Source organism: Acinetobacter sp. Res13-Abat-PEC15-P4-01, from assembly GCF_015676285.1.
GTDB lineage: Bacteria > Pseudomonadota > Gammaproteobacteria > Pseudomonadales > Moraxellaceae > Acinetobacter > Acinetobacter nematophilus.
Window position 1 is genome coordinate 108,522 of sequence record NZ_JADAIN010000038.1, and the last position, 15,207, is coordinate 123,728.

15 protein-coding genes are annotated in these 15,207 nt (G+C 39.8%); 5 read left to right on the forward strand and 10 right to left on the reverse strand.

Annotation, left to right across the window (positions count from 1 at the left end; translation table 11 throughout):
• Window positions 1–52: 52 nt before the first annotated feature.
• Window positions 53–472, reverse strand: a complete 420-nt coding sequence (locus IMO47_RS14625) for a lysozyme inhibitor LprI family protein (RefSeq protein ID WP_196076461.1) — start codon at window positions 470–472, stop codon at window positions 53–55.
• Window positions 473–509: 37 nt separating this feature from the next.
• On the opposite strand from IMO47_RS14625, the gene IMO47_RS14630 reads away from it, so the two are divergent.
• Window positions 510–689, forward strand: a complete 180-nt coding sequence (locus IMO47_RS14630) for a hypothetical protein (RefSeq protein WP_227552231.1) — start codon at window positions 510–512, stop codon at window positions 687–689.
• A 277-nt stretch (window positions 690–966) separates the two neighbouring features.
• Here IMO47_RS14630 and IMO47_RS14635 read toward each other — a convergent pair whose 3' ends face one another.
• The 4 genes from IMO47_RS14635 to IMO47_RS14650 all read right to left on the reverse strand — a co-directional run bounded on the left by IMO47_RS14635 (window position 967) and on the right by IMO47_RS14650 (window position 4,783).
• Window positions 967–2,157 carry an MFS transporter gene (locus tag IMO47_RS14635; RefSeq protein WP_196076460.1) on the reverse strand — a complete coding sequence of 397 codons (1,191 nt, stop codon included), beginning with the start codon at window positions 2,155–2,157 and terminating at the stop codon, window positions 967–969.
• A gap of 22 nt (window positions 2,158–2,179) precedes the next feature.
• Window positions 2,180–2,611: a RidA family protein gene (locus IMO47_RS14640; RefSeq protein WP_004827725.1), complete on the reverse strand. Its 432-nt coding sequence runs from the start codon at window positions 2,609–2,611 to the stop codon at window positions 2,180–2,182.
• Between the two features lie 348 nt (window positions 2,612–2,959).
• On the reverse strand, window positions 2,960–3,832 hold the full coding sequence (locus IMO47_RS14645) for an LD-carboxypeptidase (RefSeq protein ID WP_196076459.1): 873 nt from the start codon (window positions 3,830–3,832) through the stop codon (window positions 2,960–2,962).
• 24 nt (window positions 3,833–3,856) lie between these two features.
• On the reverse strand, window positions 3,857–4,783 hold the full coding sequence (locus IMO47_RS14650) for a DMT family transporter (protein WP_196076458.1): 927 nt from the start codon (window positions 4,781–4,783) through the stop codon (window positions 3,857–3,859).
• A 929-nt stretch (window positions 4,784–5,712) separates the two neighbouring features.
• Between IMO47_RS14650 and IMO47_RS14655 the strand changes: the two genes are divergently transcribed.
• The 4 genes from IMO47_RS14655 (at window position 5,713) to IMO47_RS14670 (ending at window position 9,462) form a co-directional block, all read left to right on the forward strand.
• Window positions 5,713–6,840, forward strand: coding sequence for a Re/Si-specific NAD(P)(+) transhydrogenase subunit alpha (locus tag IMO47_RS14655; protein WP_196076457.1), 1,128 nt, complete (start codon window positions 5,713–5,715; stop codon window positions 6,838–6,840).
• Window positions 6,841–6,851: 11 nt separating this feature from the next.
• Window positions 6,852–7,172: a proton-translocating transhydrogenase family protein gene (locus IMO47_RS14660; RefSeq protein WP_196076456.1), complete on the forward strand. Its 321-nt coding sequence runs from the start codon at window positions 6,852–6,854 to the stop codon at window positions 7,170–7,172.
• A gap of 3 nt (window positions 7,173–7,175) precedes the next feature.
• Entirely contained in the window at window positions 7,176–8,630 is a 1,455-nt protein-coding gene (locus tag IMO47_RS14665) for an NAD(P)(+) transhydrogenase (Re/Si-specific) subunit beta (RefSeq protein ID WP_196076455.1), read from the forward strand.
• Window positions 8,631–8,754: 124 nt separating this feature from the next.
• The gene (locus tag IMO47_RS14670) at window positions 8,755–9,462 is read left to right on the forward strand and encodes an FG-GAP repeat protein (protein WP_196076454.1); all 708 of its coding nucleotides are present in this window, start codon (window positions 8,755–8,757) and stop codon (window positions 9,460–9,462) included.
• Window positions 9,463–9,678: 216 nt separating this feature from the next.
• Here IMO47_RS14670 and secF read toward each other — a convergent pair whose 3' ends face one another.
• The 5 genes from secF to IMO47_RS14695 form a co-directional block, all read right to left on the reverse strand.
• Window positions 9,679–10,647, reverse strand: a complete 969-nt coding sequence (gene secF / locus IMO47_RS14675; protein WP_004827740.1) for a protein translocase subunit SecF — start codon at window positions 10,645–10,647, stop codon at window positions 9,679–9,681.
• A gap of 10 nt (window positions 10,648–10,657) precedes the next feature.
• Window positions 10,658–12,559, reverse strand: a complete 1,902-nt coding sequence (secD, locus tag IMO47_RS14680) for a protein translocase subunit SecD (protein WP_004827743.1) — start codon at window positions 12,557–12,559, stop codon at window positions 10,658–10,660.
• A gap of 53 nt (window positions 12,560–12,612) precedes the next feature.
• A complete protein-coding gene (gene yajC / locus IMO47_RS14685; RefSeq protein ID WP_196076453.1) occupies window positions 12,613–12,942 on the reverse strand; it encodes a preprotein translocase subunit YajC in 330 nt (109 codons plus the stop codon).
• 134 nt (window positions 12,943–13,076) lie between these two features.
• Window positions 13,077–14,207: a tRNA guanosine(34) transglycosylase Tgt gene (tgt, locus tag IMO47_RS14690; protein ID WP_196076452.1), complete on the reverse strand. Its 1,131-nt coding sequence runs from the start codon at window positions 14,205–14,207 to the stop codon at window positions 13,077–13,079.
• Window positions 14,208–14,457: 250 nt separating this feature from the next.
• Window positions 14,458–14,874 carry a hypothetical protein gene (locus tag IMO47_RS14695; protein WP_196076451.1) on the reverse strand — a complete coding sequence of 139 codons (417 nt, stop codon included), beginning with the start codon at window positions 14,872–14,874 and terminating at the stop codon, window positions 14,458–14,460.
• Between the last annotated feature and the right edge of the window lie 333 nt (window positions 14,875–15,207).

The following is a 15,207-nucleotide window of genomic DNA, read 5'->3' on the forward strand; positions in this document are numbered from 1 at the left end:
TTTATCTTGATCTTGATGTTCGTTCTTGAGTATTTCTATGCTTTGATTTGCATTATTGCAATAAAATCAGATAGCGTTGCAATTGTGCAGTACGGGCTGCTGTACGTTGTATATCATTAAGTAAAATTTGCAAGTTGTCTGGCTGTGATTGACCATACAAGGTTGTTTCCAGTCCAGCATCACTTTGACGTGATTGTAGCCAAATACGCTGTGATGCAACCAGTTTCGTTTTCTGGGTAGCATTCAAATGCGATTGTAATTTTTTATAGATATTATTCAATTGCTTATCTTGACGTTCCTCCTCATCTTTTAGACAAGCTGCCTGTTCAATAATGCCTTGGGCACTGTTGTCACAGTTTATAAAAGCTTGGCTTAATAATAAGTTTTCATTTCCTATTGGTGCAGCGAAGACCAAGCTTGAAAAAGTACATAAAAAACTGATCGGTAAGTATGCTAATCGTATTTTGTTCATAAAGGATAAACTCTTGGTTGATCAATGAGGATGAATATTGGTTATTGTGCGAGTTGAAAAAACTTGGTTGAATGTCATCAATCACGCTTTAACAAAAACAGGACAGGGTTATCATTTTGAACAAAGTGTACCAACTTTAAATTTGAATAATCATGGATATGTGGATGTTTTTCTCAAAAATATTGATCGTCCTGTACAAATTTCTTTAAAGGTCTGAGATTTATCTTCCGTATAATTACTGTTCCTCAACTGTTTATTCATATAGCTTCAAGATAGTAACCTGCATATCCATTTAAATTGTGTACATCGCATTTTTTTGGAATTTTATCGCAGACTATTAATGTGAATATATTATGATCGATTTTTTCACACAATAGTTATAGTGAATATTATTCAAATAGAATGATTTCAGTGTGCGTATTTTCATTAAAATAATAAGTCTCTTAAAAAATCAAAATCCCTCAAATTTTGAAGGATTTTGATTTTAGAATACTTTAAATGGTCTGTGCTCTATTGAGATATAGGCGATCTAAAAGAGAAAACAGGGCAGCTCCAAATACCAAGCTGAGTCCAACCACACAGGTCATGGTCCAACCTCCGTGATGCCAAGCATAAACGCCCAATGCCGAACCACAGGCACCTCCAGTGAAGTAGGCGGTCATGTAGATAGAATTAATGCGGGATTTTGCATCTGGGCGTAGGCGGAAAATGATGTTTTGATTGCTGGTATGTACCACAGCCAATCCAAAGCTAATCAAACCATAACCGAGAATATATGCGGTTAAGTAGGTCCCCCCTAGATAGAGTAGCCCCCAACTTAAAATCATGACAACAATTCCAATCCAAGTCAGAACTGCGGTGTGTCCCCGGTCAGCGATTTTTCCAATTTTTGCAGTCGCTAGTGCACCGAAGACACCAATCAATGTGGCTACACCAACCAATACATCTGGCAGGTTAAAGGGTTTTGAGGTCAGCAAAACAGCAATAGTAGAAAACAAAATACTCATGGCTGCGAAAACAAAACCACCAATAATGGCGCGGTAAACTAAACGTCGCTCTTGTTTAAGCAGCAATGCCATCGAATGAAAAATTCGGGCATAACTCATTTTTAAAATAGGCACATGCGGTAGGCGGGTTTTCAGTAAATAAGCCAGAATCAGCATCAGTACGGCACTGACAAAATAAATCAGTTTCCAGTTAAATAAATTTGATAACAAGCCTGCTAGACTGGTTGATAGTAATAATCCAACCAAGAGCCCGCTCATCAGGAAACCAACGACTTCGCCTGTTTTCTCAGGTTTTACGGCCATGGTTGCAAGAGGAATGAGGACTTGTGCAGCAACAGAAAATAGGCCTGTAATGATGGTTCCTGCCCAAAGCATGGGAAGATTAATGGCAAAAGCACACATCAATAAACCAAGGGCAGCACAAAACATCAGCCAAGGAATGAATTTGATTTTATTGACGATATCACCCATAGGCACAATAAATAACAGCCCAAGTGCATAAGATACTTGTGCAAAAGTCACAGTAAGCGCAACTTGTGACTCAGGCATATTAAAATATTGTTGAATGGAGTGAATTAAAGGTTGGCTATAGTAGTTTGCTCCTGCACATAAACCACAGGCAATCGCCATCAGCCAAAGTAATGCTTTATTCTGGCTAATATCGAGTTGAGCATTCATAAAAATTTCCTAGTTCTTGAAGTTACATACAATAAGCGGTTGCTTCAATTTCAATGAGCATCCCTTGTAAGGCAAGACACGGGACAGGAATTAATGTGCAGGCTGGAAAATTTTGATTTTTCCAAAGCTGTTGCATTTCCTGAATTAAAAACTGATGTTTTTTAGGGCTATGATCGACCACGAGTATTCTTAAAACAGCAATATCCATTAATGATGCATCTACTGCATGTAAAGCATGTTGCAGATTGATAAAAGCTTGATGAACTTGTTGAGCAAAATCTTTGGATAATTGTCCTTGTTGGTTTTCACCACCTTGTCCAGATATGTGCAAAATACGCAAGTAATGACGTACTTCAGCCACATGACTATACGCAAATGCTGTGGGATTATAAAGCGTATTCGGGTTGGTCATTTGAAATGATTTGATTTGTGGAAGATCTGATTTGGAATTCATACTGGCTACATTCTATCAAAGGGAAACTTTTGCTAGTATCAAAGCTCAAGTTAACTGTAGGTCAAGTAAAAAGACTAAGAAAAAACCGAAGTAAATGATCGTATTTATCAATGAACAATCAATAGCTTGTTAGACCACGAAAATCGTCATAAACAGAAAAGGGAGATAATTGCAGTATTGTTCAGCATATAACAAGTCTATAGGTTGCTTATCTTTGCTTTGATGATCTTATGAAACTCCAGTAAGTCAGTACTGACTAGAATTTCGTAGGGACATATCTTGAGCAAGCGATTGGCTATTTTTATATTCAATCTATTGAAATAGTCCTGAACTTAAATAAGCTATTGGTTAAATAATGAGTTGTGAATCTACAATTTTTGCTGTTTTACCGATCCAAAAAGGACGGTTGACTGCACCATGACCAAACCAATTGCATTGGTAGAGTGGGATCTGGAGCGGTTCTAAGTGTTCTGCCAAAATTTCTGTAATGCTCTGAGGGACGTTTTTCTGTGGACACTGATAAAAATCACCTAACATCACAGCTTTGAGCTGAGATGTATCAATACTTTGTAAAAGTTGAGTGAAAGCGCGTTCAATGCGGTAATATGGCTCCCCAACATCTTCGATCAGCAAGGTACTGGGTTGATCAAGTGTCAAACGATCAGGTGTTCCTTGTAAACTACAGAGTACCGTTAAATTACCTCCTAATACTTGCAGGTTCTCAAGCACTTGATTTTGAGTAAAACTATTTATAGCAGATAGCGCGTAGAGATTTTGTTTATTTGAATCTGCTGTTAATAGGCTGATGGTTTTTAATGCATCATAAGATATGGATGAGCTATCGAGGTTTTTAACCGCAATTTCTTGAAATACAGGTGCATGTAAAGCTTGACCACCATGCATGGCAACATAATTCAACAATACCGTCGTATCTGAATATCCAATAATCGGCTTATTTAAAATCCATTCACCTAAAAAGGGCAATAACATCGCGGCGCCTGTGCCACCACGACCACACCAAATGGCATCAACAGTGGGATCTAAACTCGCTTGTTTTAAATCTTCCACACGCTGCTCAATGGTACCAGCCAAATAACGGTATTGTGCAAAAACATGCGGTCCTAAACTGACTTGATGACCTAAGCGTTGTAAATGGGTTTGAGCCAATAGGATATTTTCAATATCTACGCACGCACTTGGCGATACAATTTTAAAATGCATATTTCTTCCAAACTTTTGCAAAACTTAATGTGTCAGTTTCTTTTTAGACAAGGTGATCATCATGACACCGATGATATTCAACAAGCAACCAAACCATTGTATCGCATTCATATGTTCACCCAGCAAAGCAACTGCCAAAATAATGGTGAGAATGGGACCAATTGAACCAATCATCGCGGCTTGAGCTGCGCCTAAGCGAGAAATACTTTGAGCCACTAAAATTGTAGGTAATACAGTAACCAATACACCCAGTGCAATACCATACCAAATCACGGATATAGGCAATTGCTTAAGCAGTTGTATGGGCTGGGGGGTCGCAACAGCAAAATGAGTTAAAGTACCAAAACAGGCGATGCTCAAAGCCAAACCTGTGTAATTCCATGAGCCGAATTTTTGGATCAAGCGTGGTGTCATCAATAAATAGGTGGCAAAGGATACAGCACTGGCAAAGACTAAACTCACGCCTAACCAGAAATCACCTTCATGTGGAACCGTGCTCTGTTCCTGTAACATCACAATGACTGTTCCACCATAACTTAGAGCAATTGCGATGATGGTTCTAAAATTTAACTTCTGTTTATAAATAAAACTTGTGGCAATTACAGTGAGTGTTGGATAGAGGAATAAAATAATTCGTTCAAGTGAGGCGCTGATATACATTAAGCCTGCGAAATCTAACCAGCTGGAAAAATAATATCCCATCAGACCGGCAGCCATTAACAATAGCCAGTCTTTGTTGGTGATGTTTCTGTTATGGTGGCGATTGAACCAACATAATAGAAGAAAGAAGGGCAATGCACTAGCCATTCGTAGAGCCATAAGGACTGTGCTATCTACTAATGGAGATAAGGCATAGGCTTGTTTAATAAAAATAGCTTTAGTACTAAACAAGAACGCTGCACCCAGAGCAAATATTGAACCAAGCTGTGTGCTGGAGATAGAAAGTTTCATGAATTTGACTGCATTAACGATGTCGTCATTCGACATGTATGTTTGAACAAGCAGTATAAATGCTGTTTTTCATCAGGTGAAATGCAAAAAAGCAATCAATCAGCATAATAAAAGGAATATACGGCAGGGAGATAATGCGCTGTGCAATTTTTTACTGGGCGATCGGCATGGATTAAATAGAAAAATTGATCAAAATCAACGCAGAGTAATTAGTTTTAATGCACTTGAGGAGGGGATATTGTTTTTTGCACAAAAGTGGTGCAATTTATATACAGTTCATTTGAATGCTATTCAGTACTATTAATTGACAAAATGGCAAATCGAAAAACAGTAAAAATTTTTGTAAGTGGTTTTGGTTGAGAGTTAGGTTAATGAGATCATTTATTCCAAGTACTTTTTTTTATTAATGAAATTAAAAAATGGAATGAAAATAGACTTACATTATTGACTAAAAAAATGTCATAAAAAGCCAATTCAAGCTGGATTGAAACAGTTATAAATTGTCAGAAATGCCAATACTGGGAATGAAATCTAGCTTAAATCTATTGTTTTATAGTGTATTTGAGCGGCAAATTAAATGCTGGAAATAGGGAAAAAAATGCCATAAATGCCAATCCATTACAGTGGGTTTCGCTGAAAAAAAGCAAGGAAGTGGTGGAAAAAACATCAATTATACGAACAGGAGTCAATCGAGGACCAAAAATGCACGCTGAGTATTACAGGAAAAATACAATAAATTGAATAGTAGGTATATCTTGTAATGATATTTATGAATCATCAGTTCAAAATATGGGTATTTATTAAATAAATATTGGGTGGTATTTTAAAAAAGTTCAATTAGAATCCAAAAATTCATAACAAACGCATCTGGGGGAAGCATCGTTTATCGACGATGTTGACTTAAAGAAAAATTAGCTTGAGGAACGCTCATGCAGATTGGAATCCCAAAAGAAACTGTCGTCGGTGAAAACCGTGTAGCTGCAACGCCAGAGACAGTAAAAAAGTTGATTGGTGCTGGTCATAGCATTGTCATTGAACGTGGAGCCGGTAAAAAAGCTGCATATATTGACAGTGCTTATGAACAAGTGGGCGCCAAGATCACGGATGATGCCTATACGGGCAGTCAAATGATTCTGAAAGTTCGCTCACCGCAAGGAGACGAAATTCAAAAACTTGCTGCGGGTACAACCGTTGTCGCAATGTTTGACCCGTATCGCAATACTGAACTTGACCAATTTGCGTCACAACAAGTGTCTGCATTTGCGTTAGAGCTTTTGCCTCGTACACTTTCACGTGCGCAGAATATGGATGTATTGTCCTCTCAAGCCAACCTTGCAGGTTATAAGTCAGTGCTTCTTGCCGCTGCGGAATATCAACGAATGTTCCCTATGCTCATGACTGCTGCTGGTACAGTTAAACCAGCACGTGTCGTCATTATGGGGGTTGGGGTTGCAGGTCTTCAAGCAATTGCAACAGCAAAACGTTTGGGCGCTGTGGTTGAAGCCACAGATCTACGACCAACTGCGCGTGATCAAGTTGAATCGTTGGGCGGCAAGTGGCTGGATGTTCCGATGTCTGACGAAGAGAAGCAAAAGGCTGCCGATGCTGCTAAAAATGGTTATGGCTGGATGCCGGGTGAGCAATATATTCAAGATCAAGCTGTCATCGTAGATAAAGCGGTATCAAATGCAGACATCGTGATTACAACTGCGTTGCTGCCAGGTCGTGATGCTCCACGTTTAATTAAGGCTGAAACCGTTGCCAAAATGAAACCAGGTTCAATCATTCTGGACATGGCAGTGGAAACGGGTGGAAACGTTGAAGGCTCCAAAAATGGTGAAAATGTTGTCACGGATAATGGTGTGACCATTTTGGGCATTCCAAATATTCCTTCTACAGTTTCAACAGAAGCTTCAGCTTTGTATGCACGTAACGTATTTAATTTTGTTGAAACCCTGTTTGATAAAGAGAAAAATTTTGCGATCAATCAGGAAGACGAAATTCAAAAAGCACTTCTAGTAACTCATGGCGGTCAAGTACTGCTGAAGCGTGGTTAAGGAGAGTCATCATGGTTGAAACTATTACTATTTTCGTCTTGGCCATTTTTGTTGGTTACTATGTGGTTTGGGGGGTTACACCTGCATTACATACTCCGTTAATGGCGGTAACCAATGCATTGTCCTCGATTATTATTGTCGGTGCAATGCTGCAAACTGTGGGAATTCCGGGTGTTGTTGAAGCAAACGTACAATTTCAGTCTGTGAATGTTGTCAGTGTGCTTGGTGCAATTGCAGTGTTCTTGGCAAGTATTAATATTTTTGGCGGTTTCGCAGTGACTGCACGCATGCTTGAAATGTTTAAGCCAAAGCAAAAGAAAAAAGAGGGCTAATCTATGGAATTTATTCGAGAGTATGCGGATTGGTTCTACCTTGTTGGTGCGGTCCTTTTTATTTTGACTCTACGTGGTCTTTCAGGTCCTAAAACTGCGATTGCAGGTAACCGTTACGGTATGATTGCTATGGCGATTGCCGTGATCACCACCTTCTTTGTTGCAGATCATCCTGTAGTTTGGATGATTGGTGGAGCAATGGTGTTGGGCGCTATCGTGGGTATTGCACGTGCTCGTACTGTTCCAATGACGCAAATGCCTGAAACTGTAGCATTGATGCATTCACTGGTGGGTTTGGCTGCGGTATTGATTGCGATTGCTGCGATTTTACATAACAACCAATTGACAGTTTTATTCACGCAGCATGAATCTGCTTTAACTGCCGCAGGCGTACAGCATGCCCATATGAGCAAGGTTCATTTATTTGAATTGTTTGTAGGTTGCTTTGTTGGTGCGATTACCTTTACTGCATCTGTGTTTGCTTATGGTAAGTTAGCTGCAAAGAAATGGGCAAAAACCATTTCAGGTGCTTGGGTTAAACCAGTTCAAGCGATCATTTTCCTTGCCATGCTGGCATGTGGAGTGTACTTCTTTAGCACAGGCAATATGCAAGCATTCTGGGCAATGACTGCATTGGCACTGGCATTCGGTTGGGTATGGATTGCACCAGTTGGTGGTGGTGATATGCCTGTTGTGGTTTCACTGTTGAACTCATTCTCTGGATGGGCAGCAGCAGGTATTGGTTTTACTCTTGAAAACAACATGCTGATTGTTGCTGGCTCGCTGGTGGGTTCATCAGGTGCGATTCTGTCTTATATCATGTGTAAAGCAATGAACCGTTCAATCATCAATGTCCTGTTTGGTGGTGCGATGGGGGGTGCGGCAGTTGCTTCTGCGGACAAAGGTGAGCAGGTTCAGCGTAACTACCGTTCTGGTTCTGCGGATGATGCGGGCTTCTTGATGTCAAATGCTGACAGCGTCGTGATTGTACCGGGTTACGGTATGGCGCAGGGGCGTGCACAAAATGCAGTGAAAGAATTGTGTGAAATATTGAAAGAGCAAGGGGTAACTGTTCGTTTTGCAATCCATCCAGTTGCGGGTCGTATGCCTGGTCATATGAACGTATTGTTGGCTGAAGCTGATGTTGCATATGAAGATATTTTGGAAATGGATGAGATTAACTCAGACTTTCCTGCAACAGATGTGGTGTTGGTGATTGGTGCGAATGACGTTGTTAACCCTGCGGCTAAAGATGATCCGAGTTCACCGATTTATGGTATGCCGATTCTTGAGGCACATAAAGCACGTACCATTATGGTTATCAAGCGCTCTATGGCAACAGGCTATGCGGGTCTAGACAATGACTTGTTCTACAATGACAAAACCATGATGATTTTTGGTGATGCCAAGAAAGTTGTTGAAGAGATGACCAAAGCAATCAATGGTGGTGGGCACTAAGCCAATAGCGGATTAAATCCCCCCAACCCTCCTTTGATCAGGGAGGGAGCCTAACCGCCTTCGGGCGGTTTTTTATTCCAGTCATTTTAATGCTATGATTTTGATAAAAATTGACTGAATAAAAATGATGAAGCAACCATTTAAAATAATCCATCAAAGCTCAGGAATTTGTCTGGCACTTTTTTTGTCCATAGCGCACGCACAAGTTTTTGAAATTCAAAATGGTTCTAAACACTATGATGCCAGGATTGAGATTGCGTGTGAAAAAGATGAATGTGGTGCCAAGGCCGAAGTAAAACTATTTAAAAAGGGCAGTAAAACGGTATTTCAAGCATTTCATTCTGATGAACTGACCATGTATTTGGATGAAAATTTTAAACCGAGTGTTAATGTGATACAGCTCTATGGTGAACAAAGTCCTTTGATTTTTGATGATTTTAACTTCGATGGAACACAAGACCTTGCGATTAGAAACGGCAATTATGGTTCTTATGGCGGTCCTGTGTATGATATTTATGTATTTAATCAGAGCAAGAATCAATTTGTTTTGAGTCAGGAGCTGTCTGTGCTCACTCAAGAAAATTTAGGTATGTTTGAGCTGGACAAAAAGCGTAAACGGATCATTACCTTTAATAAAAGTGGCTGTTGCTACCATATTCGTTCTGAGTATCAAGTTGTACCTGGAAAAGGTTTATTGCTGGTTCGCGAGTCTATTGAAGATGAGCTTACTTCAAGTGGAAATCAGGTTAAAGTTACAGAGCGTCAATTAATTAATGGAAAATGGAAAGAAAAAACCAAGTATTATTCAACTGAAAAATACTATGCTCGATAATCGCTATTTTAAATTTTTTTAGTCTGACAATAATGTAAAAAAAGCTCTTCACTTTTATGTGGTTTAGTCCTATGTATGTCGTTTAACCCTGTACCTACAGAGGCTTACTCTGTTTGATAAATCATGAAAAAACAACATTCGCACAAATTCTAATTGATATTGAGACATAAAAAAGCCCATCCTAAGATGGGCTTCTAGCACAAGAAAAACTAAATTTTAGTGAGGAATATGTTCTTCATCTTCAAATTCAGGTTTAACCTGTACAATAAAGTCTTGTCGGTTTAGACCACGCCACAATGCAAATGCAGTACCAATATAGATTGATGAGTAAGTACCCACAAATACACCAATAAACATTGCAACAGAGAACCAGTGTAAACCATCGCCACCCAAGAACATCATTGCAAGTACAACCAGCAAGAGGGTCATTGAGGTATGGATGGTACGCTTTAAGGTTTCAGTCAATGCAATATTGACGATCTCTAACGGCGTTGCACCACGAATCTTGCGGAAGTTTTCACGAATACGGTCAGATACAACAATGTTATCGTTTAACGAGAAACCGATTAATGCAAGAATAGCTGCCAAAACAGTCAGGTCAAACGGCCATTGCATCATTGCAAAAATACCAATCGTTACGATCACATCATGCAGTAATGAAAGGACAGCACCAACTGCAAGTTTAAACTCGAAGCGAATGGTGACATAGATCAGCATCAGCAACATTGCAAGTGCAACTGCACCCGCAGAACGCAAATACAGTTCATTACCCACTTGACCACCCACAGAGTCCACTTTGTGGACAACCGCTGCATTGTTCGGTAATTGAACGGCTTTGGTGATGGTGTTGCTTAAGTCTTCGACTTTCAGATCTTGTGCAGGCATACGAACAATAAGGTCTTTATTTGAACCTAAAGTCTGTACAACAGCATCTTTAAAGCCGGCTTGGTCCAGGTTTGCAATCACGTCAGCAGGTTTTGCTGCATGTTGATAATTCAATTCAGCAGAAACACCACCTGTAAAATCTAGACCTAGATTTAAACCTTTGGTTGCAATAAAGAAGATACTGGCAATTGTAAGAATGATCGAGATGATTGCCGCAGGTTTGGCAATCTTCATGAAATTAATTACATGCTCATCATCAGGGCGGCCATATTTCTTTTTCGGTTGAGTCACATCAGTCATCTTCGATCTCCTATATGCTCAACTTATTCAAGTTACGTTTACGGCCGTATACGAGTTGGACAATTGCACGAGTGACTGTAATTGCAGTAAACATTGAGCAAATAATACCAATCATCAGTGTAACAGCGAAACCTTTGATCGGACCTGTACCAATCGCAAACAGAATAAATGCAACCAAGAATGTGGTTAAGTTTGAGTCGAGAATAGTGTTATAGGCTCGATCATAACCCGCAATAATAGCCTGTTTGGGGGAGGCTCCCCAGCGCATTTCTTCTCGTATTCGCTCACAGATGAGTACGTTGGCATCTACCGCCATACCAATTGTGATCACGATCCCCGCAATTCCGGGCAAGGTCAACGAAGCACCAATCCAGGACATGACGGTCAGAAGCATTGCCAGGTTAATCACCAGGGCAATATCAGCAATTAAGCCAAATAAACGGAAGAATACGATCATCCAAAGCGCAACCAGGATGAAACCAACTTGTGTAGAAAGTACACCTTTATCGATATTTTCTTGACCTAAGCTAGGACCAACCACACGTTCTTCGACAAAGTACATTGGGGCAGCCAAAGCACCTGCACGAAGCATCAACGCAAGCTCAGAGGCTTCTTGAGGTGAATCCAGACCTGTAATACGGAAAGATGAACCTAATACAGCTTGAATGTTCGCAGCATTGATTACTACAGATTCTGTATATGGCGTACGGACTTCAGTCATTGCACCTGTAACTGGATCTGGAACCGAGGTAATTTTCTGTTTATTTTCAATAAACAAAACGGCCATGCGTTTACCCACCGCGTTACGTGTTGCATCCGACATCAACTTGCCGCCAGCAGTGTCTAAAGTAATATTTACTTCAGCGCCACCAGTATCCTGACTAAAGCCACTCGATGCGTTTTGGACACGTTCACCCGTTAAAATACGGTTGCGGTTTAATAACAACTCACGACCACTGTCTAGCGATTCATAAGCAAAAACTTCAGTACCCGGCGGTAAAGGTTGCCCATTGTATTTACCTGTAAAACGGTCAATATACTGATCATTTAAGTCTGAAACTAAACGGAATTCTAAGTTTGCAGTACGGCCCAAGACACGTTTTGCCTCAGCAGTATCTTGCACACCCGGCAGTTCAACCACGATACGGTTACTGCCTTGACTTTGCACCAATGCCTCAGCGACACCTAATTCGTTAATACGATTTCGTAGCGTGGTTAAGTTCTGGTTCAATGCATAAGACTGAATGTCTTGCTTGGTCGCATCGTTATAGGTCAACTTAAGCGTAGAACCCGTATCCGTAGCTAAAGCTTGTTGATTATATTTATTTCCATCGCGACGTAAGAAATCCATAACCGCTGCACGGTCATCATTATTGGCAAACTGGATGGTAATTACATTGTTATTCAATGCAAGACTATTGAAATTAATCTTGTTGTCACGGAATTCACGACGTAAATCAGTTGCTGATGTTTCCATACGTTGTGCAATCGCTTTGTCCATATCTACTTCAAGTAGGAAATGGACACCACCACGCAAGTCCAAACCGAGCTTCATTGGCTTGGCACCAATTTTTTGTAGCCACTCAGGTGTTGTTGGCGCAAGGTTTAAGGCAATCGTATAGTTTTCGCCCAAACCTTTGCTCAGTACATCTTTTGCCTTTAACTGGGCTTCTGATGTGCTTAAACGTAAGAGGGCAGCATTGTTGGTGAAAGTATTATCATGACTGCTAATATTTTCACTTTTTAAAATTTGCTCTGCTTTTTGTATCACTGATTTGTCAATCGTGGTACCAGCCTTGGCACCCGAAATTTGAACAGCAGGTTCATCAGGATATAAACTTGGCAGCGCGTATAATGTACTGATTACTAGTACCACTAGAATCAATAAATATTTCCATGCAGGGTAACGCATTCGCTTTCTTCTTAAAATGAAAAAGTCGTGCTAAGTGCACGACCGTTTTATGATTAAAGGTTATTTAATGTGCCTTCAGGCAGAACTGAAATAACGCTTGCACGTTGAACTTTGACTTCATTTCCTTTGCTCAGTTCAACCACTGCAAAGTCTCCGTCGATTTTCAGGATACGACCCATTAAGCCGCCTGCAAATACAACTTCACTGCCCACACCTAAGCTCTCAATCAAAGTACGGTGTTCTTTTGCACGTTTTGCTTGAGGACGCCAGATGAGAAAATAGAAGATCGCGATAAATACAACGATCATCAAAATGTTTGCCATCATGCCTGGACCTTGTGCAGGCGCTGCCGCAGCGTGAGCAGAAGAAATAAATAAACTCATTTCAGTTTCCTAATGTTAAAAATTTTCTGCCATTTGCATGGCTTTTAAATCGACTTGTTCTGCAATTTACCTTGTCTTGGGTTTCAGCGCAAATACTGTTGAATTAATCTTCAATTCAGCTTGATATTGGGGCATTAGTCCACAGGACAAGGTGGGACTTCTAAGCCGCGACGTTGATAAAAATCTGTCACGTATTCATCAAAAGTGCCTTGATCTAAAGCGTCACGAATATCTTGGGTAAAGCGTTGGTAATAGCGCAAATTATGGATTGTACCCAACATTGAACCGAGCATTTCACCACATTTTTCTAAATGGAATAAATAAGCACGAGTGAAGTTTGTACAGGTGTAACAGTCACAGTGAGGGTCTAATGGACGTTGATCATGGCGATATTGACTGTTACGAATGCGGACCAAGCCATCTGTAACAAAATAATGGCCATTTCGTGCATTACGTGTCGGCATTACACAGTCAAACATATCGACACCACGACGAATCGCTTCGACAATGTCTTCTGGTTTTCCTACACCCATTAAATAACGAGGTTTGTCTTCTGGCATTTTCGCAGGAAGATAATCCAAAACTTTGATCATTTCTTCTTTTGGTTCACCGACAGAGAGACCACCAATCGCAAAACCATCAAAATCAATTTCTTTTAAACCATTTAAAGATTCATCACGCAGGTCTTCATACATGCCACCTTGGATGATTCCAAACAAGGCATTTTTATTTTTGAGCACATCATGATGTTGAGTTTTACAACGTTTTGCCCAGCGCAATGACAGTTGCAATGACTTTTGCGCTTCTTCATGTGTTGCAGGATAAGGTGTACATTCATCAAAAATCATCACAATATCTGAGTTCAATGCATGCTGAATATCCATTGAAATTTCAGGTGATAAAAAGACTTTTGATCCATCAATCGGAGAGCGGAATGTCACACCTTCCTCTTTAATTTTACGCATGGCACCAAGACTAAACACTTGGAAACCGCCTGAATCAGTCAGAATAGGCTTGCCCCATTTCATAAACTCATGCAAACCGCCGTGTTCACGAATGACATCTAATCCAGGACGTAAATAAAGGTGAAAGGTATTTCCTAATATGATTTGCGCTTGGATATCTTCAATATCACGTGGCAGCATACCCTTGACAGTACCATATGTTCCGACAGGCATAAACACCGGCGTCTCAACGACACCATGCGCCAAAGTTAAACGGCCACGACGAGCACGCCCCGACTGACCTAATTTTTCAAACTTCATAAATGACCTAAATCTGGCGAAAAAACAGTTCGCTGATTGATAATTGCAAAAGGGGCTATTTTCCCTGATTTTAGGGTTGAATACCAGTCATGTTATTTTTCATCGTGTTAAAAAATTTAAGACGCGACTTGATTTATGGTGGGGAAATAAATTTTCGAATGATGTTTGTATTTTGTTTATCATGGATATTTTTATTTTATTTTTATAAAAGAAGTGGACTTTAGCCCACTTTTTTAGTTCAGCTATCAGATTAATCTTTGGCTTTGCGACTCATGGCAATTAAACCAATGATCACGAGAACCAAGATGAAAATTCCATAATGATTCCAGAAATTACGCTGCATTTTGTTTTCTTGGTAATCAGGATTTTTATTTAAGGATGCAATCACATCTTCTGGTAATTCATAAAAAGTATCTGGTTCAGCATCGGCCATGCCAACCAGTGTGCAATCCCAAGTTCTTACATCTGCCCATAAAATTCCAAAGTGACTACATTTGTAGCCCACATTTAAGTTCTTGAGGTCTTCATATTGGCTGATGAGTTCTTGTGGAAAAGCTCCCACTTTAAACATTTCATCACCGGTATTGAAAACCAACAGTCCTTTTGCTTGAGCAGGAATCTGCCACATAAGGCATAGGCATAACATCATCAATAGTTTTTTTAACATTGTATAGCTCCAATCTTAAGATTGTTTTTTATAAGTTGATCGTTTTGTTCTAAAAATAGTCATTTTTTTTAGCGGTTTGAAAATTATCAGAAATTTAACAGAATGTCATTTTTATCTTAAGCCTATCCATATTTATAATCTTCGATGAGGATCGTGATTTGCAAATCATGATTTATCTATAGGTTTTAAGGTAGATTTATACTCAACATCTATAAAAATCCATACATTAAAATATAATTTCTATTGATCAATAAAATCAATGCGATGAATTTATTGTTGAATGATAGAAGGCTTTTACTGCCACGCTTTGCCATCTAGGCTTGAAATAAATTG